Source organism: Bacillus sp. Brlt_9 (assembly GCF_051948935.1).
In the GTDB taxonomy this organism is placed as follows: Bacteria; Bacillota; Bacilli; order Bacillales; family Bacillaceae_G; genus Bacillus_A.
On record NZ_JAYJLO010000002.1, the window covers coordinates 185,218 to 208,153 of the forward strand.

The following is a 22,936-nucleotide window of genomic DNA, read 5'->3' on the forward strand; positions in this document are numbered from 1 at the left end:
ATGGACTGTTTTATGACTAAAATGGAAAAAGTGGTATAATTTAGGTTAGGGGGTGAGTGTATGAACATTCCGATTCAAAGAAGCAAATCGGTAGTAATTTTCGTTTGTCTCACGTTAGCTTTTATGTTTGTATATCCACTTGTCATGATTGTCACAAATAAAGAGCAGTGGATGTCAGCGTTAATTGGAATGGGTTTATGCTTTCTTGTAAATGTACCACTCGTTTGGGAAGTATTTATTAAAAAGCATAAAGTAGAAAATGGTGTATTAAAGTACGGCATTTTAAATGACGATATCGTATTGAAAGAGATAAGAAACATTCGTCAAGTTGGGAAATATCTTGAAATTACAACGAATGCGTATAAAGTACATATGATTGCGATGCCGCAAGATATGAATGAATTTTTGGGGCTTATTGAGAAAGAGAATCCAAATGTAAAAATAGAAATGGTAGGTAAGAAATGAAATATGTACAACCTTTTTTTGTTTGGAAATATTGCTGGTGATTATTATTTGCACTAGGGGATATATGAAATGGGATTTGCCCTTATATGTACCAATATTAATAAGTACTATCGCAGTGGCGCTTTTATATTATTTTCATTTTCAGCAAACAAAAAGTGAGAAAAGCAGCTTTATGTAGTACAGGAGGGTTAGAAATGAAAAAAGTCCTTATGTTATTTTTACTTCTGCTAACCGCATCCGTTCTTTTAATAGGATGTAGTACGAAGAAAGAGAAGTCTGATGTTAGCTTAGAAAAAGCACAGAAAATTGAAGTTGAATCGTTTATTGATTCGAGTGATAAAAAAAACATTACCGATAAGAAAGAAATCACAAAGTTGTTTGAATCAATCAAAATGGATGAGTGGAAAATGGAATCGGCTCCGTTAGATACTCCGCAAGGGAAAATATTTAAAATGTATCAAGAAGATACACCGAAATTATCGGATTCGAGTAAAGATAAAAAAGAGTTATATGAAATTGGTACGATGACAGTATATAAAGATGTCCCTTATGTTGAAGTTGAATTGAAAATTAATAAAATAAAAAATAAAAATAGTTTTAAAGTACCAGAAGATGTGGCTAAAAAATTATTAGAGTATTAATGAAAAAAAGCGCTCGGAATTCCATCCGAGCGCTTTTTCTATTATTTTAAGTTCTCTGGGTTTAAAGCTTCTAATTCAGGTACAACGAAGCGTCCGTCTTTACGGATTAGTACGTCGTCGAAGTAAATTTCGCCGCCGCCGTATTCAGGGCGCTGGATGCATACTAGATCCCAGTGAATGTTCGAGTTGTTGCCGTTCCATGCATCGTCGTAAGCTTGTCCAGGAGTGAAGTGGAAGCTGCCATCGATTTTTTCATCGAATAGGATGTCCCCCATTGGATGTAAGATGTATGGGTTTACGCCGATTGCGAACTCACCAACGAAGCGTGCGCCTTCGTCTGTATCGAAGATTTTGTTAATGCGCTCTGTATCGTTTGCAGTTGCTTCAACGATTTGCCCGTTCTCGAACTTAAGTTGTACATTTTCAAATGTATAACCGTTGTAAGGAGATGGCGTGTTGTAAGAAACTGTACCGTTAACAGAATCACGAACTGGTGCAGAGTATACTTCACCGTCTGGAATGTTTAAATGACCTGAGCATTTAATTGCTGGAATGTCTTTAATAGAGAATGTTAAGTCAGTTCCAGGTCCAGTTAGGCGCACTTTATCTGTTTTATTCATTAATGTAACAAGGCTATCCATTGCCTTATCCATTTTACCGTAGTCTAAGTTACAAACTTCGAAGTAGAAGTCTTCGAAAGCTTCTGTGCTCATTTTAGCAAGTTGCGCCATAGAAGCATTTGGGTAGCGAAGAACAACCCAGCGCGTTTTCGGAACACGGATGTCTCTATGAACTTTCTTACCAACTGTTTGACCGTGAATTTGCATTCTTTCACTTGGTACGTCAGCTTGTTCGTTAATGTTATCGCCAGAGCGAAGACCGATATAAGCGTCCATATCTTTCATTACGCTTGCTTCATATGCAGCGATTTGTTCAAAATGTTCTTCAGTAGCACCCATTAATAAAGAGCGATCTACTTGATGATCTTTTAAAGAAACGAATGGGAAACCACCAGCTGCATATGCTTCTTTTACAAGTGCAGTTACAAGTTCTTTTTGTAAGCCAAAGTTTTCAATTAATACTTTTTCGCCTTTTTGTAAGCGGATAGAGTAGTTAATTAAATTGTATGCTAACTTTTCAATGCGTGGATCTTTCATATGTAAAGCCTCCCTACTAATTATGTATCCTCTCCTATTGTAACCTACTTAGTGGAATTTGTTGAATCATTTATGTTAAAGTTAACGAATAAGTATGAAAATTCTAATGAAAAGATAGGGATTAGAACGAAACGGAAAATGATTGTATAATAGGAGAAAGTATGAAAAAGATAAAGGAAGTGATGAAATGCAAGTTCTTTTATATGTAAGTGCGGCTATTATCGCGGTTGCTTTCGCTGTATTAGTAGTGTATGTATGTAGAACGTTGTTATCTGTTCAGAAGACGTTAGAAAACGTTGCAAGTACGTTAGAAGGTTTAGAAAAGCAAATGCAAGGGATTAGCGTAGAGACGGAGCAATTATTACATAAAACAAATGCGTTAGCTGATGACATTCAACAGAAGTCACAATCATTAAATAAAGTAGTATCGGGTGTAGATGGAATTGGAACGACAATCCATTCTTTAAATACGAAACTTCGTAATGTATCAGAGTCTGTTACGGACGAAATTGAAAATAATGCAGATAAAGTAGCGCAAGTTGTACAGTGGAGTAGCGCAGCAATTGAAGTATACAATCATTATCGTGCGACAAGACAAGAGAAAAAGGTTGAAAAAGAAGAGCGTAAATTAGAAAGACTTGAGAAAAAAGCTGAAAAGAAAGAGAAGCGCTCTAGACTTCGTATGAGAGGTGAATCGTGATGAATATGACAAAGCTTGAAACAATTGAAGAGCTTGAAGTATTAGTAGAAAAAAATGAACCTTATGTTCTTTTTAAACATAGTACGACATGTCCGATTAGTCATGGTGCCTATACAGAATTTCAAGCGTATTGTAGTGAAGAAAGAGCAGTACCAGCGTATTACTTATACGTACAAGATGCGAGAGATGTTTCGAATCGTGTTACAGAACAGTACAGCATTAAACATGAATCTCCGCAAGTGTTATACATAAAAGATGGGATGGTAGTATGGAATACGTCCCATTGGAACATTAAAAAAGACGCTTTAGAAGAGAATATTAAGTAAAAAGAAGCAAGCTAAAGGTGCTTGCTTCTTTTTTTTGTTTTTGTTGAAATATATTTAATGGTACACTGTTATTAGTTCAAATTAAATAACTAGATTGTTGAAAGTAGGTTTTAAGTAATGAAGAAAATGGCATTATCCTTCGCGGTCGTAAGTTTATTACTAGGAGCTTGTAGTAATGATACGATTAGTAAGAAGGATGAAGTTATACAGAAAGATACGAAAGAAAAAAGCATGATTCCGAGAACTGCTGTTTCTAAAGATTATTATAGAACTGTAATTCCTCTAAAAGAACAAAAGGTTATAAATACAGCTAATATAACAACAAATTCTAAATTAGATTTAGCAGAGTATGAAAATGGTTTAATGAATATTGCAAAAGAGCAATTTGATACAGAAAATCACGTACTACAATTAAATCAGTATATCCCTGAGAAGTTAGTTGATGAACTGGTCGCAAAAGTAAAAGCACCCGTTTTGACAAATATAATAGAACAAGACTATTTCGGGAAGCAGAATTCAAATGAATTAAGTTTATCTGGCGTTGTGATCGGGTTAGCAATGTCGTCAACTGTATCAAATGAAGAAGCAATGTCTAAGGGTGCTGAAGTTGCTGGACAACTTATAGAAGCTATTAATAAAAATGACAAGTATAACAAATCTCCAATTACGTTTGCTATCTTTAAGCAAGAAAGTACAAGTTCTTTGAAAAATGGTACATATATTGCTAGTGCTACCGTTCAAAAGAACGATACGAATCTTGGAAATTGGAGTACAATCGATGAGCAAGCATATTCATATCCTTCTGATGAATTTACAAAAGCACATGGAGAAGATAATAAAAAAATAGCTGACTTTGCTGATGCGATGAAAGGTTTTTCTCCTGGAGATTTTATTCCAGTAAATGCTAAAGTTTTTTATAAGAAAAATCAAATGGATACATTAAATATGAATATTGTTATTAAATATAACGGTAAAACAGAATTAATGGCTCTTACTCAACTAGCTGCTCAAAGTATGTTAGACCAATTACCTAAAGATGCAAAAGTACAATTGCAGATAAAGTCCGAGAATAAAATCGAGGCAATTGTTATAAAAGAGAAAAACAGCGATAAACCGTTTGTTTCCTTCTTATAAAAAAAGACAGTGTTTAAACTGTCTTTTTTTATTTTAAATGAAAGGGTACGATAGGACGGAGTGCTGCGTAATATGCTTCATATTTCCCTCTGTATCGATTTTAAAGGAAGAAACCTATTTACCTCCTTGCATTGTCGATGTAACACATTCTACAGAGGGATATGATCTTCTATTGCTAATTGTGAAGTACTTCCAGATTCAGCGCATCAAATGCCTATCATTGTCGATTTTTGTTGGTAAGTCGATATATAAAAAAAATCGCTCATATATTTTGAGTTGCGGTCGATATATTTGAAACAACTCTAATATAAATTTCATTTACTAATGTACTGCTTAAAATAAGGTTTCTACGTATGAGATATCTATATTTTTACAAAAAATGCCCTTTTTTTCATAAAAAATACGAAAATACGAGAAAAGAAGCGAATTTTTTCGAAACTTTTGCGGGAAAATATTGTATGAGCCTGCGTTTTTATCGTATCATTAGTAAAAGGAAGAACTCGGGACGATTGGTGGCATCTGCAAATAGAGTTGATGTCTTTTTTTCATTCAAGTAACCGATACATAAAAATAGATAACAAAAATAGAAGGAGTGTGCAATGAGATGAACGTAACAATATATGATGTAGCGCGCGAAGCGAACGTTTCAATGGCTACCGTATCACGCGTTGTGAACGGTAACCCAAATGTAAAGCCTACAACAAGAAAGAAAGTATTAGAAGCAATTGATCGTTTAGGATACCGCCCAAATGCGGTAGCACGTGGACTAGCAAGTAAGAAGACAACTACAGTAGGTGTTATTATTCCTGATATCTCAAATACATTTTATGCAGAACTTGCTCGTGGAATTGAAGATATCGCAACAATGTACAAATATAACATCATTTTAAGTAATTCTGACCAAAACAAAGAGAAAGAGTTCCATTTATTAAATACGATGCTTGGAAAGCAAGTAGACGGAATTGTTTTCATGGGTGAAGATATTACAGACATTCACATTGAAGAATTCAAAAAGTCTCCAGTACCAATCGTATTAGCGGCGTCATTCGATGAGCAAAATGAAACGCCGTCAGTAAATATTGATTATACACAAGCAGCTTACGACGCAATGAAGCACTTTATTGAGCAAGGACATAAGCGTATCGGTTTCGTCTCTGGTCCTTTCATTGATAAAGCAGGAAGTGCGAAGAAGTTACAAGGTTATAAAAAAGCTCTAGAAGAAGCAGGTATTTCATATGATGAAAATCTTGTAATCGATGGAGATTACACATATGATTCAGGTATCGAAGCATTTGAAAAGCTTTGGAGCCTTGATGGCAAGCCAACAGCGATCTTCGTATCTTCTGACGAAATGGCACTAGGTGTAATCCATGCAGCACAAGACGCTGGATTAAACGTACCAACGGATGTAGAAGTACTTGGTTTCGATAATACACGCCTTGCATTAATGGTACGCCCGCAGCTTTCAACAGTTGTACAACCAATGTACGATATCGGTGCAGTAGCAATGCGTCTATTAACAAAGTATATGAACAAAGAAAAAGTGGAAGATCACACTGTTATCTTACCTCACCGTATCCAATTTAGAGATTCAACGAAGTAAGTATAAAAAAGCTCACAGCGATTGCTGTGAGCTTTTATTCGTATTCAGGATAGTATTTTTGTACGACTGTATCTACCGTTTCATTTTTCTTAACGTGTAAAAATCTTGCGTACAATTCTTTTCCAGTTTCAAATGGTGTATCGTCTAATTCAAACACATGCAACACTTTCCGGAACGTCCATGTGACTTGCTCGCCGTACACATTGTCGTACGATTCTTCAGATTGCATAGCGATTTTTTCACCTAGTTCATGAGCTTCTTCTAAACTTTTTGCTTTAACAAGAATAATACTTTCTTCAAAAAGTGTATCGTAATTCTCTTCATAATGCTCATCAATTTTCGTAGGATCAGGCTCACCAGAATGAACAGATTCAAACAATAACTTTACAGCGTACATATTATGCTGCATGTTTCACTCTATAAATAATACTTGCGACAAGTGAAGCAGGTATTGTAAATACGTTACTTTGATAATGATAGTGTATTTGAGATTCTTCATAAGACATATTGTCGTATAGTTCGTTTTGTGACATGTTCATTTTTTTCTGCTTTGTCTTGAGCATTTTAATATAGTTATACTGTATTGGGACGAGAATGATGAAATAGGCTAATACGATTAGTGAAATCCAAATCATTATGAAACACTCCCTTATAAAGAATATTTGTATATGATAATTATATCAATTAATAGAAAAAATAACCATTTTTAGAGGGGGTTAATTCTCTTTCCAAAATGCAAAAAGTTCTTCAGGATTTCGTAAATTATGTGCAAGGCATGTTTGGGCAGTATGTTTAAAACTTTGTATTAGCGGTTCTAACCGAGAAGGATCATATTGTTTTACATTGCCAGCAATAATAGTTTCATCTTTTTCTAAGTTAATGGATATTTGTAGCAAAGTTATATTTGTTTCTAATTGCACAACTTCGATATAAAAAAACTTTTTGTCTAAGTCGATTGTAATATAATCGAATCGCTCTACTTGTTTAAAGTATTCTACAATATCATCTTCCAATTGAAATCCTCCTCAGTATATGGCCTATTGGTGACTTCGCTGTAAAATAATATGATTCCTTGTTATATGTCACATAAGTGCAAATTCAACTATTATAGGGCAATGTCATGTATAATAGAAAGAAAAGGCTTGTGAGGGGGGAGAAGAGATGATCGTTCTTTGGATAATTACGCTTTGTATGACTGCTATTTTTGCATATATGACGTTAAAACAAAATGGCTTAAAGCGATTAGTTCCAGGAAGTATTCTTGCAGGAATTGCCCTTATCACGTATGTAATTTCTATTTTTATTGAAAGTGTATCAGTGGACATGAGCACGAGTTTCATGTTCATCGGTATTACACTATTTGCAGGTAGTATTATGGTACTTATGGTTGCAGGTATAATTTTATTTATTCATATGAATTCGGAAACGTTATAGCATATAGAAAAGGCATGTCCCCTTGGGACATGCCTTTTTATCCGTTCAATTATGCTCTATCTTTAGAAGAATTTTGTTGTTTTAATAAGTCTCGAATTTCGCCAAGAAGTTCTTCTTCTTTTGTTGGTTCTGGAAGTTCTTCTTCTTTTTCTTCTTCTTCTCTTTTAGAAGTTAGTTTGTTGAATACTTTAACGAACATAAAGATAGCCGCTGCAATAATTAAGAAATCAAAAATAGTTTGGATGAAGTTACCATACATAATAGATGATTTACCGAATGTAATTTTTAAATCTGTAAAGTCAACGCCACCTAATACCATACCAAGTAATGGTGTGATGATATCTTTTACTAAAGAACTAACGATTTTACCGAATGCAGCACCGATTACAACCCCGACAGCTAAATCGATTACATTCCCTTTGAAGGCGAATTTTTTAAACTCGTTCCACATGTGTTAATCCCATCCTTTCCACGATTCAATATGAAATTTATAATTCCTATCAACATATTCTATAGAAATTTGCGACAGAAATAAAGGGGAAATGGGAATGAAAGTAAATTCTGAAAAATGTATCCGTTTTAATTTTTATTTACATTATCTAGTAGAGATTGCAGCAGTTGCTGTGTTTTTAATCCTTCTAATCCATCTACAACAGGCTTTGTATCTCCGTGTACACATTCGATAAAATGATGAACAGCATCTTCAAAACCACGTTGTTTTAACGTCGTATCCCATGATGGGGAGCCGATCTGAGAAACTGCATTTTCCTGCTCAACTTCATATGTGTTCATATTTTTTACGCGAATGATTTTCCCTGTCGTTACAAGTTCAATTTGTTCTAAATTTGTACCAGCATGGCGATGCATTGCTGTAGAAAGCAACAGTCCACTTGGCGTTGTATATGTATGATGTCCGTAAAGAAGTTCATTCTTTTCATTAGTTTGCATCATATTATGAACGACGTTAAGGTCATCGTTAGCTAACCAGCGAGCAGTATCTACAATATGTAAGTAATCATCTAACATCGTAAAGTCGTATGTATAGGGCCCGACTTTATTTGTACGATGCTTTTCAATTCGAATCCATGAAATATGATGAGCTTGCTCTTTTGCTGCAACATACATAGGAACGAATCGGCGATTAAATCCGACCATTAATTTTCGGTTATGCTTTTCGCTCAACTCGACTAGTTTCTCAGCTTGTTCTACTGTAGCTGCTAGCGGCTTATCAACATAAATGTCGATTCCTTTTTTCAGAAGTTCAGAAACGATTTCATAATGCGATGCAGTTGAACTATGAACGAAGATTGCATCGCATTCTGAAGCTAACGTTTCAATAGAATGGAAGTCTTGAATGCGGTATTGCTGGCAAACTTGTTTCCTTTTCTCCGCGTTAGGTGTAAATGCCCCTACAAAATTCCAATCTGTTTCTTTAGTAAGTGTTGGAAGATAGGCTTTCTGTGCGATACTTCCAAGTCCAATCATCCCAATTTTAGGTTTGTTCATGTGTATTCCCACCCTATTCATATTGATGTAACGGCTTAAATGTAGCATAGGGCGGGGGAGGAAGGCAAAAATTAGCTTTTTACTTATGTCCTTCTAGCAAAATCTTCTCTATCTTTTCAAAGTGATGAGCGCGAGCATGCTCTAGCGGGGTAACACCATCGTTGTCTGGAATATTTACATCTGCACCGTGCTCAATAAGAAGACGGATGACTTGTTGTTGTGTTTCATCTCCGTTACTTAGTACGATAGCTTCCATCAAAGCTGTCCATCCGAGGTTATTTACATGGTTTACATCGATATTTGTTCGCATGAGGAGTTCTTTTATAACATCAATATAGCCATGTTCTGAGGCTGGGATAAGAGCTGTACCGCCATATCGATTCGTAAGCGATGGATCTGCGCCAGCATCAATTGTTAATTTTAAAATGTCTAAGTAACCTTCTGCACCAGCGTATAGAAAGGGATTGTTTTTCATATCATCTTGGATATTTACGTCGGCTCCAGCGTCGATAAGCGCTTCTGCGGTTTTCACATCATTTTTGTATGTAGCAATCATAAGAGGAGTACGTCCTTTATCATCTGTTATATTTATGTCAGCCCCTTTTTTGAGTAAAGATATAACGGTATTCGTTTCTTGTTTCTCAGTAGCTGTTAGTAGTGCTGTCTCCATGTTTGTCATCTCCTTTTTAACTTCTTGTTCTTGCGAGCAACCTTGCAAAAAAATTACGCAACATATCATGCTTACTGTTTTTTTGAACATGGAATCTCAACCTCCTCATTTCAACTGTAAAATAAGAACATTAAATTTTTATAAACTGGCGCTAAAATTACTATAAAATCGCTTGAGTATTTGATCATATATTTTTATGCTTAGGAATAATAAGGTTTGGTAAAGTGAGGGTGTAACATATGTCTATTAAAACAAGATTTTTATTCTCTTATATCGCTGTTATTCTCGTTTCCATCACGCTCATATTAGTCACGGGATTTTTAATTGTTTTTTCCATAACAGGAGACTTGGAATCAGTGAAAAATTTCTATAAAAGTTCCTATATTCAAAAGCCGCTTACGTCAGAAGAAGAGAATGCGTATATTGAGTTAAAGACGGCAGCAAAGAAACATCAATCGCAACTATTAGATGAATCGTTCGTTTCATCACTTGAAAAAGAAGGGGTGAAAATAGTTGTAAGAAAGGGAGAAACCATTTCTTATGCTACAAAAGTATTTGAAAGTTTGGCTTTAAAGGAAGCCCTTCCGAAATTTGAATCAGCAAATATTAATAGTCGTGGTACAACGGAATTAGGCGATACATTTTATCGATATGTAAAGTTTGATTTTTATTTTCCTCAGGAAGAAGAGGGGAGTATATTTGTATTAAAGAAGCAAAGTTCATTTGTAGATCTTACACAAAAGTTATTTCCGATTTTGTTCGTAGCGCTTTTACTGTTAGCTATTTTACTTATAGGGTTAGTAAGCTATTTCGTCTCAAGAAGCGTGATAAAGCCAATCTTTGTATTGAAAGATGCGACTGGGAGAATTAAAGAAGGGGATTTAAATTTTCAAATTCCAGTTACGTCGCACGATGAAATCGGGCAATTAAATCAAGGATTTGAGGAAATGAGGAAGAAGTTAAAAGAATCGATTGAAGTGCAAACACAGTATGAAGAAAATCGAAAAGAGCTCATTTCAAACATATCTCATGATTTAAAAACACCGATTACATCTATTATTGGATATGTAGAAGGCATAAAAGATGGAGTCGCAAATACGCCAGAAAAAATGGATAAGTATTTAACGACCATTCATACGAAGGCAAAACATATGGATACACTCATTGATGAGCTCTTTTTGTTTTCAAAGCTTGATTTGAATCGAGTTCCCTTTCAGTTTGAAACGATAGAATTAAACGTGTTTATGCAGGAATTATTAGAAGAGATGCAAATGGATTTAAGTGAGGAAGGTATAGAAGTTCACTTACAATTACATTCATCACCACTCTATGTAACTGCCGACTGTGAAAAGATAAATAGAGTGATATCGAATTTAATTCATAATAGTGTGAAGTATATGGATAAAGAAGATAAGAAAATTACTGTAACAGTATTGAATGATAAAAGTAAAGTTATTGTGAAAGTAATGGACAATGGATCAGGTATAGAAGCTGATACATTGCCGTATATATTTGAGCGGTTTTATCGTGCAGAGCAATCGCGAAATTCGAGTACAGGTGGAAGTGGACTTGGCTTAGCGATAGCGAAGCAAATTGTTGAAGAACATGGCGGGGAAATTTGGGCGGAAAGTAAGCTTGGCGAAGGTACAATTATTTTCTTCTCATTGAAAAAAGTACAGGAATGTGGTGAGTAGAATGAAGAGAATTTTACTAGTAGAAGATGAAATAAGTATTGCAGAATTACAGCGAGATTATTTAGAAATTAGTGATTTTCAAGTGGATGTAGAGCATTCCGGAGAGGTAGGTTTACAAATGGCTTTGCAGGAAGATTATGATTTAATTATTTTAGACATTATGCTTCCTAAGATGAATGGTTTTGAAATTTGTAAACAAATACGTGCTATAAAAGACATTCCGATTTTACTTGTTTCAGCAAAAAAAGAAGATATAGATAAAATTCGCGGACTCGGATTAGGAGCAGATGATTATATAACGAAACCGTTTAGCCCGAGTGAGCTAGTAGCAAGAGTAAAAGCTCATATTTCTCGTTATGAAAGATTATCAGGAAATGTAAGTAAGCAACGCGATACGTTATACATTCACGGAATTTCTATTGATCAAAGGGCAAGAAAAGTTTTTATAAACAATGAAGAAATCGCGTTTACAACGAAGGAATTTGATTTATTAACATTCTTTGTCACAAACCCAAACCAAGTATTAAATAAAGAACAGTTATTTGAACGTATTTGGGGACTAGACTCAGCTGGCGATTTAGCCACTGTCGTTGTTCACATTCGAAAGCTACGTGAAAAAATCGAAAGAGACCCTGCTCACCCGCAATACATTGAAACAGTGTGGGGAGCTGGTTATCGTTTTAATGTGTAATATACCTGCCGAGTAATTGGCAGGTTTTTTATGTTATTTGAATGAAAAGGAAATAATAGGTAATTTATGTTAAGGTATATATAGATAAAACATCTTTGTTTTGCTAACACGCACGATAGTTTGAGGGGGGTGCTAGATCTTGGGGGCGGAATTAAAGAATAATAAATCAAACAAGGCTTTAAAGATTGGAACGAATATCATACTTATTTTATTAATTATCGGTGCAATACAAATGTTTTATGATGAAGACCCTACAAATGATTATTTCGGTGGGTTATTTATGATGGTTTTTTTTGGAATTAAAATAATTTCTAGTTTTATGATGAGTATAAAAGAAAGAGATAAAAAGTCGATATTCATTGATTTAGGTTTAGTGACTTTTTGTGTTCTTCTTTTAATTGTTACTAGTTGAAATACTTCTTTTGAAAAAAGCTCATAGTCTTATAGAGACTGTGAGCTTTCCTTAATAATAACGGTACTAGTGTAACGATTTATAAAATGTTTGAGTGGTAGAAGTAAACGGAGCAGCTTCTTCTAAAAAAGGATAATGATTACTCTCTTCAAATGTCACAAAAATAGAATTACGTATGCCCTCATGCATCTCGATAGAATACTGAATCGGGCACTGCACATCGTGTCGTCCGCATATAATAAGTGTCTTTGTTTTCATAGAATGTAAATGTTCTCGTAAATTAAATGCTGGATATTCGTGAGAAAAAGCATTCATTCGGTTAGCAGACATTGTTTTTTGGATTGGCTTATGAAAATAAGCATTGTAGTTTTCCGGTTTATATAAAGATAATTTTGTTCGTTTAGTAGATAGTGCTTTCCGTTCTTCACTTGTAAGATGGGGGCTTTTTAAGTTTTCAATGAGCTGTTGCATATAATGAAACTGAGGATGTTCCGGATGATAAATGCAAAAGGGTGTTTCGGTGTAGTTGCTTGCCGCGGCTCCGACCACGACTAATGATTGTAAGGAGTTTGGATAGGTAATTGTATATAAAAGTCCAAGCATACCACCTGTTGAATGACCGGCGAAATGCCATGTTGGAAGTTGTAATGCTTCTCGTATAGCTTCTAAATCGTGAATGGTTTCAATCATACTTAATTCGTTTTCTACCTGGGCTTTTGCAGAGTTACCAGCGTCTCGTAAATTAATGAGGAATACACGATGCGTAGAAGTGAAAACATCCGCAAAGTAATCACCAGTCTCATTAAATTGCGAATAGTGATGTGTAATACAAAGCGGTTTGCCACTGCCTTTTATGAAGAGTTCGAATGTACCACGTTTCGTGTGGATCATTTGTTGTGTCCACATAATTTCACGACCTTTCCTCATAAAAATTGGGCCAGACTGTTACTAAATGAAAATATATCGGCGATTTTTCGAATATATCGACCGTAACTTAAAATATATCAGCGATTTTTCGAATATATCGACCACAACTCGAACTATATCGGCGATTCGACACAGAATATCGATTTACCAACAAAAAACGACATGGGTAGTAATTATACAAATAAAAGGAGGCTATTCAAAAACGAGCCTCCTTTTTCTTTAGTACAAAGATTTTGTCATATTATTCCGAATAATTTCAAGGGATTTCGCTACAGTTAATGCATTCTTTTCTTCAATTTCTGGTTTACGGGGGATAGGTTTATACATGTTGTTTGGATCTTCCCATGTGAGGGGAAGTTCTGTTTCAGCTTGTCCTTTCCAAGCGTCAATCCATTCTGGAGGGAGATAACCTGAGATGTTTTGGATGTTGTTCATTTCGAGCCAGATGAGTGCCCAAGCTCTTGGGACGACGCGCCAGTGGTCATAGCCACCGCCGCCGACAGCGATCCAGCGACCTTCGCAATATTCGTTAGCGATTTCACGAGCGAGCTTCGGTATTTCACGGTAAATATTCATCGTTGCGCAAAGGTGTGTAAGTGGGTCGTAATAATGTGCGTCAGCGCCGTTTTGCGTTAAAATAATATCCGGTTTAAAGTATGCGGCAACTTCTTTTACGACAGTTCGATAAGAATCTAAGAACGATTCGTCTTCTGTAAAAGCATCGAGTGGAACGTTAAAAGAGTAACTATAGCCATTCCCTTGTCCGCGTTCATTTACAGCGCCAGTTCCAGGGAATAAATAACGACCGGTTTCATGTAGTGAAATGGTGCATACGTTAGGATCGTCGTAAAAGGACCACTGTACACCATCACCGTGATGAGCATCTGTATCAATATATAAAACACGTAAACCGTATTTCTTCTGAATATATTTCATTGCGATAGAGCTATCGTTATAAATGCAAAAACCAGATGCCTTGCCGCGGAAGCCGTGATGTAAGCCGCCGCCTAAATTAAGCGCGTGTTTTACTTTCCCGGAAAGAACAGCATCGACAGCAGTTAATGTACCGCCAACGAGTAATGCACTTGCTTCGTGCATATTTGGAAACATTGGTGTATCTTCTGTTCCGAGTCCATATGTCATCGCAATTGATTTTTCTAACTTTCCTTCTCCAGCACGTTTTACCGCATTTATGTACTCCTCTGTATGAACGTAGGCGATCTCTTCATCTGTAGCCATCCGTGGTGAGATGATTTGAGAAGGAGAGATAAAACCACCCTTTTGTAATAAATCATACGTGAGTGTGACGCGCAGTTGGTTAAAAGGATGATCAGGGCTAAACGAATAGCCCCGAAAGTCATCCGAATAAATAAACGCGCTACTCATGCTTGCATCCCCATAATGTTCGGCCATAATACGCGGTAGCCTTCTGCTTCAAGTGCATCAATCACTTTTAGCGGATTCATCGTTTGAATGCGGAAAACGAGTACTTTATCATTCTCATCTTTTGCTGGGTAGACGAGAACGCTCACGATATTGATTTGTAACTCACTAAAAATAGCAACGACTTTTCCGAGAATACCAGGTTCGTTTTTCACTTGAATTTCAATTTGTGAACTCGGTTGATGTGCTCCTGTTAATTTCACTAACGTGTGCAGCACAGTAGATTCAGAAATAATTCCAACTAACTTTCCAGCCTTTGTAACAGGAAGACAGCCAATTTTATTTTCAAAAAATAAAGTAGCAATTTCCTCAACAAAATCGAGAGGATGGCAAGTCATAACAGGATGTTTCATAATCAGTTCAAGTGGTTGCTTCAGCATATCGAGTGAAACTTGTTCATCTAAAATAGACGGACTTGCATCTCTTACATCCCGATCAGAAATAATGCCTACAACATGATTATTTTGATCGACAATTGGAATGTGCCGAATGCCTTTCGTGCGTATCGTTCGGATTGCTGTTTCGATTGTATCGTTTGGATGTAGTGTCACCACATCTTGATTCATAATTTCTTCTACAATCATTCCAGTTGCCCCCTTTATTAGTACATAAAACGATTGTGAAAACGTAGACGATCAAATGCTTGAATAGAATCCGTATCAACGCGTTTACCGATGCGGACCATTAAACAGTTAGCAGGATGCGAACAAATTTCAGGATCATCTGTAGCCATCCATTGTAATCCACCAGCATTCATCATCTTTTCCATTACTTTTCGGTACTCCCAAACATTTAAGCCTGTTTGTTTTAAATCCCAGTGCCAATAATATTCAGTCGTTAATATAATGTAATCTTCCATATAATCGTCCATCATTGAAACTTCTAGTAAGTTCTTTCCGACAGCGCAGCCGCGGAAGGCAGGGACAACTTCAATCGCCCCGAGTTCAATTAAGTTTTCTATCTTTCCTTCTGACCATCGTTCAAGTGGATCAGGATACAAGTATGTAACATATCCAACAATCGTTTGGTCATGTCTAGCAATAATGAGACGAGCTTCTGGTAATTTAGAAATTTCGACAATTGCTTTATATTGCTGCTCGGCAGGACGAAACGCAACTAAATCTGGATGAAATTCATACATTTCTAAGTTATGTGTAGAGACAGGACCTTCAATAATTAAAGTGCCTTTCGCTGTTTTCAAGTTTCTAGCATTATATATTTTTTTATGGATCAATGTATTGCTCACCACCTTGAGGGTTTGTGAATCTATTCATATCGTACTTTATAATATATGCGATGTGAATCGAAATTTGTCATTAAAAATTTGTCTAAAAATCAACAAATATACTGAAAATTTTAAATAATGTCATTATAATAGATAATAGAATACATAGGAGGGGGATGTAAAGTATGAAAGTAGAAACGCTTCCTGTCATTAAAGGAGAAAATAATTTGCCGAATTATGATGAGGCATACGCGAATTTTAACTGGGAAGAGGTTAATAAAAACTTTACTTGGAATGAGACAGGCCGAGTAAATATGGCGTATGAGGCAATTGATAAGCATGCGAAATCCGATCGAAAGAATAAAGTAGCCCTTTATTATCAAGATGGATCACGAAAAGAGAAGTATACATTTAAGGAAATGAAGGATTTTTCTAATAAAGCAGGAAACGTCCTGAAAAATTATGGCGATGTAGAAAAAGGCGATCGCGTTTTTATTTTTATGCCGCGTTCCCCAGAGTTATATTTCGCACTTTTAGGCGCAGTGAAATTAGGGGCAATCGTTGGTCCACTATTTGAAGCATTTATGGAAGGCGCAGTTCGCGATCGTCTAGAAGATAGCGAAGCGAAGGTGTTAATTACAACGCCTGAATTGTTAGAGCGCGTACCCTTAAATGATTTACCGGCTTTAAAAACAGTCTTCCTTGTTGGAGATAATGTAGAAGAAGGCGGTAAAACGGTAGCGTTCAATCCTTTATTCGAACAAGCTTCAAAAGAATTACATATTGAATGGCTAGGCCGTGAAGACGGTTTGATTCTACATTATACGTCTGGTTCTACTGGTAAACCAAAAGGTGTTCTACATGCGCAGAACGCAATGGTTCAGCACCATCAAACGGCGAAATGGGTATTAGATTTAAAAGAAGACGATGTATATTGGTGTACAGCTGACCCAGGTTGGGTAACTGGAACAGCTTACGGTATTTTTGCACCGTGGTTAGTTGGGGCATCCAATGTTGTTTTAGGTGGCCGCTTTAGTCCAGAAGCATGGTATGAAGCACTGCAAGATTACGGTGTAACAGTTTGGTACAGCGCACCAACAGCGTTCCGTATGTTAATGGGTGCTGGACAAGACGCAATTAAAAAATATGATTTATCACAAGTACGCCACGTATTAAGCGTTGGTGAACCGTTAAATCCAGAAGTAATTCGCTGGGGTATGAACGCATTTGGACTTCGTATTCATGATACGTGGTGGATGACAGAAACAGGTGGACAAGTTATTTGTAACTACCCTTGTATGGAAATCCGTCCAGGTTCAATGGGTAAACCAATTCCAGGTGTGAAAGCAGCGATTGTTGATAATGAAGGAAATGAAGTTCCTCCATACACAATGGGCAACTTAGCAATTGGTAAAGGTTGGCCAGCGATGATGCGTGGTATTTGGAATAACAAGCAAAAGTATGAGTCTTATTTCATGCCAGGAGATTGGTACGTATCAGGTGACTCTGCTTATATGGATGAAGATGGATACTTCTGGTTCCAGGGGCGTATTGATGATGTAATTATGACGTCAGGTGAGCGCGTTGGTCCGTTTGAAGTAGAAAGCAAATTAATCGAACATGCGGCTGTTGCAGAAGCTGGTGTAATTGGTATTCCTGATCCAGTTCGCGGAGAAATCATTAAAGCATTTATCGCGCTTCGCGTGGGATACGAACCATCTGAAGAATTAAAAGAAGAAATTCGTCAATTTGTAAAGAAAGGCCTAGCAGCTCATGCAGCGCCAAGACAAATTGAATTTAGAGATAAATTACCGAAAACGAGAAGTGGTAAAATTATGCGCCGCGTATTAAAAGCGTGGGAGTTAAACTTACCAACAGGTGACTTATCAACGATGGAAGATTAAGAGAGGAAGGTCTGAACAAGTAATATGTTCAGACCTTTCTTTTTTGTGATATCATTAACTTATATATATAAGTTAATGAGGATGATAAAATGAAAACAGAAAAAGAAAAGATGATACTAGGTGAAATGTACATACCAGCTGATCCAGTTTTAGTTCAAGAGAGGGAGCAAGCTCGTATATTAACGAGAAAATTAAATGAAACGCCAGAAGTACAATTAAAAGAGCGTAGCGAAATCGTAAAAGAACTATTCGGAACGACTGGAGATAACATTCATCTTGAATCTTCTTTTAGATGTGATTACGGTTATAACATTCACGCTGGCGAAAATTTTTACGCGAACTTTGACTGTACCATTTTAGATGTATGTCCAGTAACAATTGGAGTGAACTGTATGTTAGCTCCAGGTGTTCACATTTATACAGCAACACACCCACTTGATCCGGTAGAGCGCATAAGCGGATCAGAATACGGAAAACCAGTTACAATTGGCGATAACGTATGGATTGGCGGAAGAGCGATTATTAATCCAGGTGTAACAATTGGAGATAATGCGGTCATCGCATCTGGTGCTGTCGTAACGAAAGATGTGCCGGACAATGTAGTAGTTGGCGGAAATCCTGCGAAGATTATTAAAAAAATAAAATAATATTTGAACGAAGCGCCTTCCTCGTCTGTATACATTTATGAAAGAATAGATGAGGGAGGCTTTTTTATGTCTAATAAATTACTTCTTACTTTTGCTGTAATTGGAATTATAGTCGTATTTTCTTGTGGTTTGCTATTACCGATGCCAATCGGATTTAAAGTATCAATGATTACAGCTGGGGTCATGATGATTGTTATGTTTTCAATCATTATTCCGTTTGATAGAAAACATATAGTACGGAAAAATGGATATAAAATTGATTTTACAAAAACAAAAGTGTATTTTCGCTGGAATGTATTTGATACGATTTCGGCTTGTCTTGCAGTGTATGCATGTATATGTGTGCAAGCATTAAATATTTTAGTTTCAACTGGACAGACAATTCAAAACCCGTATGTTCAATTTTTTACGAATCAATCACAAGTATGGATTATTGTCGCAAGTTGCTATTTAATTTCCCGTATTTCATTAACGTTAAAAGGAATAAAGGAGATCAAAAATCATGGCGCAGATTGGGATTGAGGAGGAACTCATGCTTGCGTATCAAAGTGGAGATAAACAGGCGGGAGAAAAACTATATGTTTTAATCAAACCAGCGCTCTATACATTTTTGTATCGATTTAACCGAGATGAACAATTAAGTATCGACCTTGTGCAAGATACGTTTTTGATGCTAGAACGAAAGAAACATATGTATGAACCTGAAAAAGGAAAAATAAAAACGTATTTATTCCAAATTGGTTATCGTCTTATGATTAACAAATTAAATAGAAGAAAAAAGTGGCGTACGCTTTTGCCATTTTTAGTGCCGATTCAGGAAAAAGAATTTTCTCACGAAGATCGGCTCACAGTAAGAGCGGCAATTTTGAAAGTTCCTGAAGAACAGCGGGCTGTCCTTATTCTTTCTTATTATCATGATATGCAGCAAAAAGAGATTGCAGAGATATTAAACATTCCGATTGGAACAGTAAAATCGAGACTTCATAACGGAATAAAGAAATTGAAACAATTGCTGGAGGTGGATGAAATTGAGCGAAAATCCCTTTAAGAGTGAATATAAATTAAAGCAGCATTTAGATAGTGATCATGTAGAAATACCAGAATTTCCAAAAACGGTAAGTCGCTTTGACCGATTAATCAGATTTCTTGGTTCTCCAGCGAAAGATCCTGTGGAGGCGACGATTGGAAATGATTTATCGGTCGTGTTTCATGTATCGTTATTAGTTGGAGTTCCAATTCTTTCTCTTATTACGATACTCTTTATGGCGTTGTAAAGGATTGGTAAGAAGAGAACACCTACCTCTATTTGACACGCCTATATAAATGATGGTATAAAGAAAAGTATATGAATAATTGAGCGTGGAAAGGGAGAAGTAGTGATCATTTCCCTGTTTTAGAGAGCTGATGGCCGGTGAAAATCAGCACATAGATGATCGCGAATTACGCCCCTAGAGCATCTTTTTTCGATTGAATTGTATTCAAAAGGGAAAAGACGGTGCTAAGCCGTTATGTAAATAAGGTGGTAGGCTTTTTTGGCCTGCAACTAGGGTGGTAACGCGATAATCAAAATCGTCCCTTATTTGAAGGGGCGATTTTTTTATGTTTTCAACCTTCACGCCAGTAATGAACTTAAAGGAGAGTATGTAGGATATGGGTATTTTACAAGATCTTGAATTTCGCGGTCTAATTAATCAGCAAACAGATGCTGAGGGACTTGAGCAATTATTAGAAAAAGAAAGCGTTAAATTATACTGTGGTTTCGACCCGACAGCGGATAGCTTACACATCGGTCATATGTTACCAGTATTAATGTTACGTCGTTTCCAATTAGCTGGTCACCAACCAATCGCACTTGTTGGCGGTGGTACTGGTATGATCGGTGACCCAAGTGGTAAAAAAGCAGAACGTACATTAAATACGAAAGATACAGTTGCTTACTACACAGAAAGCATTAAAAACCAACTTTCAAACTTCTTAGAGTTTGAAAACGTGGACAACCCAGCAACAATGGCTAACAACTATGACTGGCTTGGTAACTTAGATGTCATTTCATTCTTACGCGATATCGGTAAAAACTTCGGTTTAAACTATATGTTAGCAAAAGATACAGTAGCATCTCGTTTAGATACTGGTATTTCATTCACTGAGTTTAGTTACATGATTTTACAATCATACGACTTCTTAAACTTATACCAAAACCATAATTGCCGCTTGCAAATCGGTGGTAGTGACCAATGGGGTAACATTACAGCTGGTCTTGAATTAATCCGTAAATCAGAAGAAGATGCGAAAGCATTCGGTTTAACAATTCCGCTAGTTACAAAATCTGACGGTACGAAGTTTGGTAAAACAGAAGGCGGCGCAATTTGGTTAGACCCAGAGAAAACAACTCCTTACGAGTTCTACCAATTCTGGATTAACACAGATGACCGCGACGTTGTTAAATACTTAAAATACTTCACATTCTTATCTCATGAAGAAATTATTGAGCTTGAAAAGCAAGTAGCTGAAGCACCAGAAAAACGTGCAGCACAAAAAGCTTTAGGTTCTGAAATGACTAAACTTGTTCACGGCGAAGAAGCATTAGAGCAAGCGATTAAAATTTCAGCTGCATTATTCAGCGGTTCTGTAGCAGAACTGACTGCAAGCGAAATCGAGCAAGGATTCAAAGACGTACCATCTGTAGAACGTACTGCAGAAGATACAGTATTAATCGACTTACTTGTAGAAAGCAAAATCTCTCCATCAAAACGTCAAGCACGTGAAGATGTAACGAACGGTGCAATCTACGTAAACGGTGAACGTACACAAGCGTTAGACTACGTTGTAACAGAAAACGACCGCATTGAAGGTAAATTCACAATCATTCGCCGCGGTAAAAAGAAATATTTCTTAATTCGTTACTAATCAGAAACGAATATAAAACAAATAGTACCCCGGATTGTAGGCTGAAAAGTTTATGATTCGGGGTTTTTATGTATGAATTTAGATTACCTTACGAGTTCTTGTAAATAGAATATAAAGAATTAATACGAGCATATAAAGTAAGCTAATGAGCATAATGACAAATGCTGTTGGATAAAATTTTGCCGCATATATAAAGAAATCGATTTGATAAATATCTTCGTAATTTGAAACGCTGCCTTTAAAGTAATTCGTAAATTTAGCGCTATATTTCCATTCATCAGGATCATCTATTAAATTACTCCCCTGATACCAATTAATAAGCGCGGAAGTAATAAAGAACATACATGCACTACCTAACTGAACCATTTGGTTTATTGTCAAAAAGAATCCACCTCCTATTTTATGGTTATTATAGCGTGCATTCGTATGCTTGTAACCTTTTTGTTGTAATCTCCTTTTCGAATTCATACGGAAATCACATGTAAGCGGTATGATAAATGTATAACAACTAGAAAGGAGTGGTAAAACAAAATGTCACTAGAAGCGCTCATTATTTTTTCTTTGCTAAACGCGGGTCAGCTTGCAGAGAATTCGAAGGTTGATGTACATAAAGAGCAGAAAGATGCTTATGTATATGTTCAGAAAGAGGAAAATAAATAATTTTATTTTATATATAACGAAAAAAGCCAATCCACAGGATTGGCTTTTTGTCATTAACGAGAGTAGAACTCTACGATTAATGCTTCGTTGATTTCAGCTGCTAACTCAGAACGCTCAGCGTGACGAGTGTAAGTAGCTTCTAATTTATCAGCATCGAAAGTTAAGTATTCTGGTACGAAGTTGTTAACTTCGATCGCTTCTTTAACAACAACAAGGTTGTTAGATTTTTCGCGAACGCTGATTGTTTGACCAGGTTTTACACGGTAAGATGGGATATCTACGCGAGCGCCATCAACCATGATGTGACCGTGGTTTACTAATTGGCGAGCTGCGCGACGAGTGCGAGCTAAGCCCATACGGTAAACTAAGTTGTCAAGACGAGCTTCAAGAAGGATCATGAAGTTTTCGCCGTGCTTACCAGGCATTTTACCTGCTTGGTCAAATGTGCGACGGAATTGACGCTCAGTCATGCCGTACATGTGACGAAGTTTTTGTTTCTCTTGTAATTGTAAACCGTATTCTGAAAGTTTCTTACGTTGGTTAGGACCGTGAGGACCTGGTGCGTAAGGGCGTTTTTCTAATTCTTTTCCTGTGCCGCTTAGAGAGATTCCAAGACGACGAGACAGTTTCCAAGCTGGACCTGTATAACGAGCCATAGTTGACTCCTCCTTTAAAAATGTTTTTATTTACGTAAAATAAAAACAGACGTAATCGATATTTACGGGCATTTTGTTTTCATGTACCTTCGCTCCAGCAGCAGGGAGTTACGAGATACACCTCCGTAGAGGAA

The 22,936-nt window shown here is 36.5% G+C and carries 30 protein-coding genes, 1 pseudogene and 1 other annotated feature; of the genes and pseudogenes, 18 read left to right on the forward strand and 13 right to left on the reverse strand.

What is annotated here, in order from left to right; translation table 11 throughout:
- Positions 1 to 60 precede the first annotated feature (60 nt).
- The 3 genes and pseudogenes from VF726_RS07160 to VF726_RS07170 all read left to right on the forward strand — a co-directional run bounded on the left by VF726_RS07160 (position 61) and on the right by VF726_RS07170 (position 1,106).
- Complete coding sequence (locus VF726_RS07160) at positions 61 to 465, forward strand: PH domain-containing protein (protein ID WP_440167017.1); 405 nt, start codon at positions 61 to 63, stop codon at positions 463 to 465.
- Positions 462 to 643: pseudogene (locus VF726_RS07165) on the forward strand (hypothetical protein). The gene VF726_RS07160 and the pseudogene VF726_RS07165 overlap by 4 nt, the downstream one beginning before the upstream one ends.
- Positions 644 to 659: 16 nt before the next feature.
- On the forward strand, positions 660 to 1,106 hold the full coding sequence (locus VF726_RS07170) for a hypothetical protein (protein ID WP_440167019.1): 447 nt from the start codon (positions 660 to 662) through the stop codon (positions 1,104 to 1,106).
- Between the two features lie 41 nt (positions 1,107 to 1,147).
- On the opposite strand, the gene VF726_RS07175 is transcribed toward VF726_RS07170, so the two are convergent.
- Positions 1,148 to 2,263, reverse strand: a complete 1,116-nt coding sequence (locus tag VF726_RS07175; protein WP_048544494.1) for an aminopeptidase — start codon at positions 2,261 to 2,263, stop codon at positions 1,148 to 1,150.
- Between the two features lie 187 nt (positions 2,264 to 2,450).
- On the opposite strand from VF726_RS07175, the gene VF726_RS07180 reads away from it, so the two are divergent.
- The 4 genes from VF726_RS07180 (at position 2,451) to ccpA (ending at position 6,026) form a co-directional block, all read left to right on the forward strand.
- Positions 2,451 to 2,963, forward strand: coding sequence for a DUF948 domain-containing protein (locus tag VF726_RS07180; protein ID WP_001197726.1), 513 nt, complete (start codon positions 2,451 to 2,453; stop codon positions 2,961 to 2,963).
- Positions 2,963 to 3,289 (forward strand): bacillithiol system redox-active protein YtxJ, encoded by a 327-nt coding sequence (ytxJ, locus tag VF726_RS07185; protein WP_440167022.1) that lies wholly within the window; start codon positions 2,963 to 2,965, stop codon positions 3,287 to 3,289. The genes VF726_RS07180 and ytxJ overlap by 1 nt, the downstream gene beginning before the upstream one ends.
- A 117-nt stretch (positions 3,290 to 3,406) precedes the next feature.
- Complete coding sequence (locus VF726_RS07190; protein WP_440167024.1) at positions 3,407 to 4,423, forward strand: CamS family sex pheromone protein; 1,017 nt, start codon at positions 3,407 to 3,409, stop codon at positions 4,421 to 4,423.
- Between the two features lie 604 nt (positions 4,424 to 5,027).
- Positions 5,028 to 6,026 carry a catabolite control protein A gene (ccpA, locus tag VF726_RS07195; protein ID WP_060632566.1) on the forward strand — a complete coding sequence of 333 codons (999 nt, stop codon included), beginning with the start codon at positions 5,028 to 5,030 and terminating at the stop codon, positions 6,024 to 6,026.
- Positions 6,027 to 6,060: 34 nt separating this feature from the next.
- On the opposite strand, the gene VF726_RS07200 is transcribed toward ccpA, so the two are convergent.
- The 3 genes from VF726_RS07200 to dhp61 all read right to left on the reverse strand — a co-directional run bounded on the left by VF726_RS07200 (position 6,061) and on the right by dhp61 (position 7,039).
- On the reverse strand, positions 6,061 to 6,423 hold the full coding sequence (locus VF726_RS07200; protein WP_440168276.1) for a DUF4288 domain-containing protein: 363 nt from the start codon (positions 6,421 to 6,423) through the stop codon (positions 6,061 to 6,063).
- Position 6,424: 1 nt separating this feature from the next.
- The gene (locus VF726_RS07205; protein ID WP_097840840.1) at positions 6,425 to 6,661 is read right to left on the reverse strand and encodes a DUF3949 domain-containing protein; all 237 of its coding nucleotides are present in this window, start codon (positions 6,659 to 6,661) and stop codon (positions 6,425 to 6,427) included.
- An 81-nt stretch (positions 6,662 to 6,742) separates the two neighbouring features.
- Positions 6,743 to 7,039: a protein Dhp61 gene (dhp61, locus tag VF726_RS07210; RefSeq protein ID WP_440167027.1), complete on the reverse strand. Its 297-nt coding sequence runs from the start codon at positions 7,037 to 7,039 to the stop codon at positions 6,743 to 6,745.
- 148 nt (positions 7,040 to 7,187) lie between these two features.
- Between dhp61 and VF726_RS07215 the strand changes: the two genes are divergently transcribed.
- Positions 7,188 to 7,460, forward strand: a complete 273-nt coding sequence (locus VF726_RS07215; RefSeq protein WP_440167029.1) for a DUF3917 domain-containing protein — start codon at positions 7,188 to 7,190, stop codon at positions 7,458 to 7,460.
- Between the two features lie 49 nt (positions 7,461 to 7,509).
- Here VF726_RS07215 and mscL read toward each other — a convergent pair whose 3' ends face one another.
- From mscL to VF726_RS07230, 3 genes are all read right to left on the reverse strand, one after another.
- Positions 7,510 to 7,911, reverse strand: coding sequence for a large-conductance mechanosensitive channel protein MscL (gene mscL / locus VF726_RS07220; protein ID WP_061884675.1), 402 nt, complete (start codon positions 7,909 to 7,911; stop codon positions 7,510 to 7,512).
- Positions 7,912 to 8,039: 128 nt separating this feature from the next.
- Entirely contained in the window at positions 8,040 to 8,966 is a 927-nt protein-coding gene (locus tag VF726_RS07225; protein ID WP_440167032.1) for a Gfo/Idh/MocA family protein, read from the reverse strand.
- Between the two features lie 79 nt (positions 8,967 to 9,045).
- The gene (locus tag VF726_RS07230; RefSeq protein WP_440167034.1) at positions 9,046 to 9,726 is read right to left on the reverse strand and encodes an ankyrin repeat domain-containing protein; all 681 of its coding nucleotides are present in this window, start codon (positions 9,724 to 9,726) and stop codon (positions 9,046 to 9,048) included.
- A gap of 149 nt (positions 9,727 to 9,875) precedes the next feature.
- On the opposite strand from VF726_RS07230, the gene VF726_RS07235 reads away from it, so the two are divergent.
- The 3 genes from VF726_RS07235 to VF726_RS07245 all read left to right on the forward strand — a co-directional run bounded on the left by VF726_RS07235 (position 9,876) and on the right by VF726_RS07245 (position 12,433).
- Positions 9,876 to 11,330: a sensor histidine kinase gene (locus VF726_RS07235; protein ID WP_440167036.1), complete on the forward strand. Its 1,455-nt coding sequence runs from the start codon at positions 9,876 to 9,878 to the stop codon at positions 11,328 to 11,330.
- Position 11,331: 1 nt separating this feature from the next.
- Positions 11,332 to 12,021 (forward strand): response regulator transcription factor, encoded by a 690-nt coding sequence (locus VF726_RS07240; protein WP_440167038.1) that lies wholly within the window; start codon positions 11,332 to 11,334, stop codon positions 12,019 to 12,021.
- Between the two features lie 139 nt (positions 12,022 to 12,160).
- On the forward strand, positions 12,161 to 12,433 hold the full coding sequence (locus VF726_RS07245) for a hypothetical protein (protein ID WP_440167040.1): 273 nt from the start codon (positions 12,161 to 12,163) through the stop codon (positions 12,431 to 12,433).
- Positions 12,434 to 12,499: 66 nt separating this feature from the next.
- On the opposite strand, the gene VF726_RS07250 is transcribed toward VF726_RS07245, so the two are convergent.
- The 4 genes from VF726_RS07250 to acuA all read right to left on the reverse strand — a co-directional run bounded on the left by VF726_RS07250 (position 12,500) and on the right by acuA (position 16,037).
- Entirely contained in the window at positions 12,500 to 13,360 is an 861-nt protein-coding gene (locus VF726_RS07250; protein WP_440167043.1) for an alpha/beta fold hydrolase, read from the reverse strand.
- Between the two features lie 219 nt (positions 13,361 to 13,579).
- A complete protein-coding gene (gene acuC / locus VF726_RS07255) occupies positions 13,580 to 14,746 on the reverse strand; it encodes an acetoin utilization protein AcuC (protein ID WP_440167046.1) in 1,167 nt (388 codons plus the stop codon).
- Positions 14,743 to 15,387, reverse strand: coding sequence for an acetoin utilization AcuB family protein (locus VF726_RS07260; protein ID WP_000634568.1), 645 nt, complete (start codon positions 15,385 to 15,387; stop codon positions 14,743 to 14,745). Before VF726_RS07260 ends, acuC begins: the two co-directional genes overlap by 4 nt.
- Before the next feature lie 17 nt (positions 15,388 to 15,404).
- Complete coding sequence (gene acuA, locus VF726_RS07265) at positions 15,405 to 16,037, reverse strand: acetoin utilization protein acetyltransferase AcuA (protein ID WP_063222474.1); 633 nt, start codon at positions 16,035 to 16,037, stop codon at positions 15,405 to 15,407.
- Between the two features lie 176 nt (positions 16,038 to 16,213).
- On the opposite strand from acuA, the gene acsA reads away from it, so the two are divergent.
- The 6 genes from acsA (at position 16,214) to tyrS (ending at position 21,486) form a co-directional block, all read left to right on the forward strand.
- Positions 16,214 to 17,932 (forward strand): acetate--CoA ligase, encoded by a 1,719-nt coding sequence (gene acsA, locus VF726_RS07270; protein ID WP_440167049.1) that lies wholly within the window; start codon positions 16,214 to 16,216, stop codon positions 17,930 to 17,932.
- An 89-nt stretch (positions 17,933 to 18,021) separates the two neighbouring features.
- A complete protein-coding gene (locus VF726_RS07275) occupies positions 18,022 to 18,579 on the forward strand; it encodes a maltose acetyltransferase domain-containing protein (RefSeq protein WP_440167051.1) in 558 nt (185 codons plus the stop codon).
- Between the two features lie 66 nt (positions 18,580 to 18,645).
- A complete protein-coding gene (locus tag VF726_RS07280; protein WP_064474569.1) occupies positions 18,646 to 19,101 on the forward strand; it encodes a hypothetical protein in 456 nt (151 codons plus the stop codon).
- Entirely contained in the window at positions 19,082 to 19,627 is a 546-nt protein-coding gene (locus VF726_RS07285) for an RNA polymerase sigma factor (protein ID WP_440167053.1), read from the forward strand. Before VF726_RS07280 ends, VF726_RS07285 begins: the two co-directional genes overlap by 20 nt.
- Positions 19,608 to 19,853, forward strand: coding sequence for a hypothetical protein (locus tag VF726_RS07290; protein WP_440167055.1), 246 nt, complete (start codon positions 19,608 to 19,610; stop codon positions 19,851 to 19,853). Before VF726_RS07285 ends, VF726_RS07290 begins: the two co-directional genes overlap by 20 nt.
- Positions 19,854 to 19,930: 77 nt before the next feature.
- Positions 19,931 to 20,159, forward strand: a binding site (T-box leader).
- Positions 20,160 to 20,229: 70 nt separating this feature from the next.
- Positions 20,230 to 21,486 carry a tyrosine--tRNA ligase gene (gene tyrS, locus VF726_RS07295; protein WP_440167057.1) on the forward strand — a complete coding sequence of 419 codons (1,257 nt, stop codon included), beginning with the start codon at positions 20,230 to 20,232 and terminating at the stop codon, positions 21,484 to 21,486.
- A 78-nt stretch (positions 21,487 to 21,564) separates the two neighbouring features.
- Here the strand turns inward: tyrS and VF726_RS07300 are convergent, their stop codons facing one another.
- On the reverse strand, positions 21,565 to 21,867 hold the full coding sequence (locus VF726_RS07300) for a YjdJ family protein (RefSeq protein ID WP_440167059.1): 303 nt from the start codon (positions 21,865 to 21,867) through the stop codon (positions 21,565 to 21,567).
- Positions 21,868 to 22,017: 150 nt separating this feature from the next.
- Here VF726_RS07300 and VF726_RS07305 point away from each other — a divergent pair, with 150 nt between their 5' ends.
- Positions 22,018 to 22,146: a hypothetical protein gene (locus tag VF726_RS07305; RefSeq protein ID WP_000050944.1), complete on the forward strand. Its 129-nt coding sequence runs from the start codon at positions 22,018 to 22,020 to the stop codon at positions 22,144 to 22,146.
- A 53-nt stretch (positions 22,147 to 22,199) separates the two neighbouring features.
- On the opposite strand, the gene rpsD is transcribed toward VF726_RS07305, so the two are convergent.
- The gene (gene rpsD, locus VF726_RS07310; protein ID WP_001970982.1) at positions 22,200 to 22,802 is read right to left on the reverse strand and encodes a 30S ribosomal protein S4; all 603 of its coding nucleotides are present in this window, start codon (positions 22,800 to 22,802) and stop codon (positions 22,200 to 22,202) included.
- Positions 22,803 to 22,936: the final 134 nt, after the last annotated feature.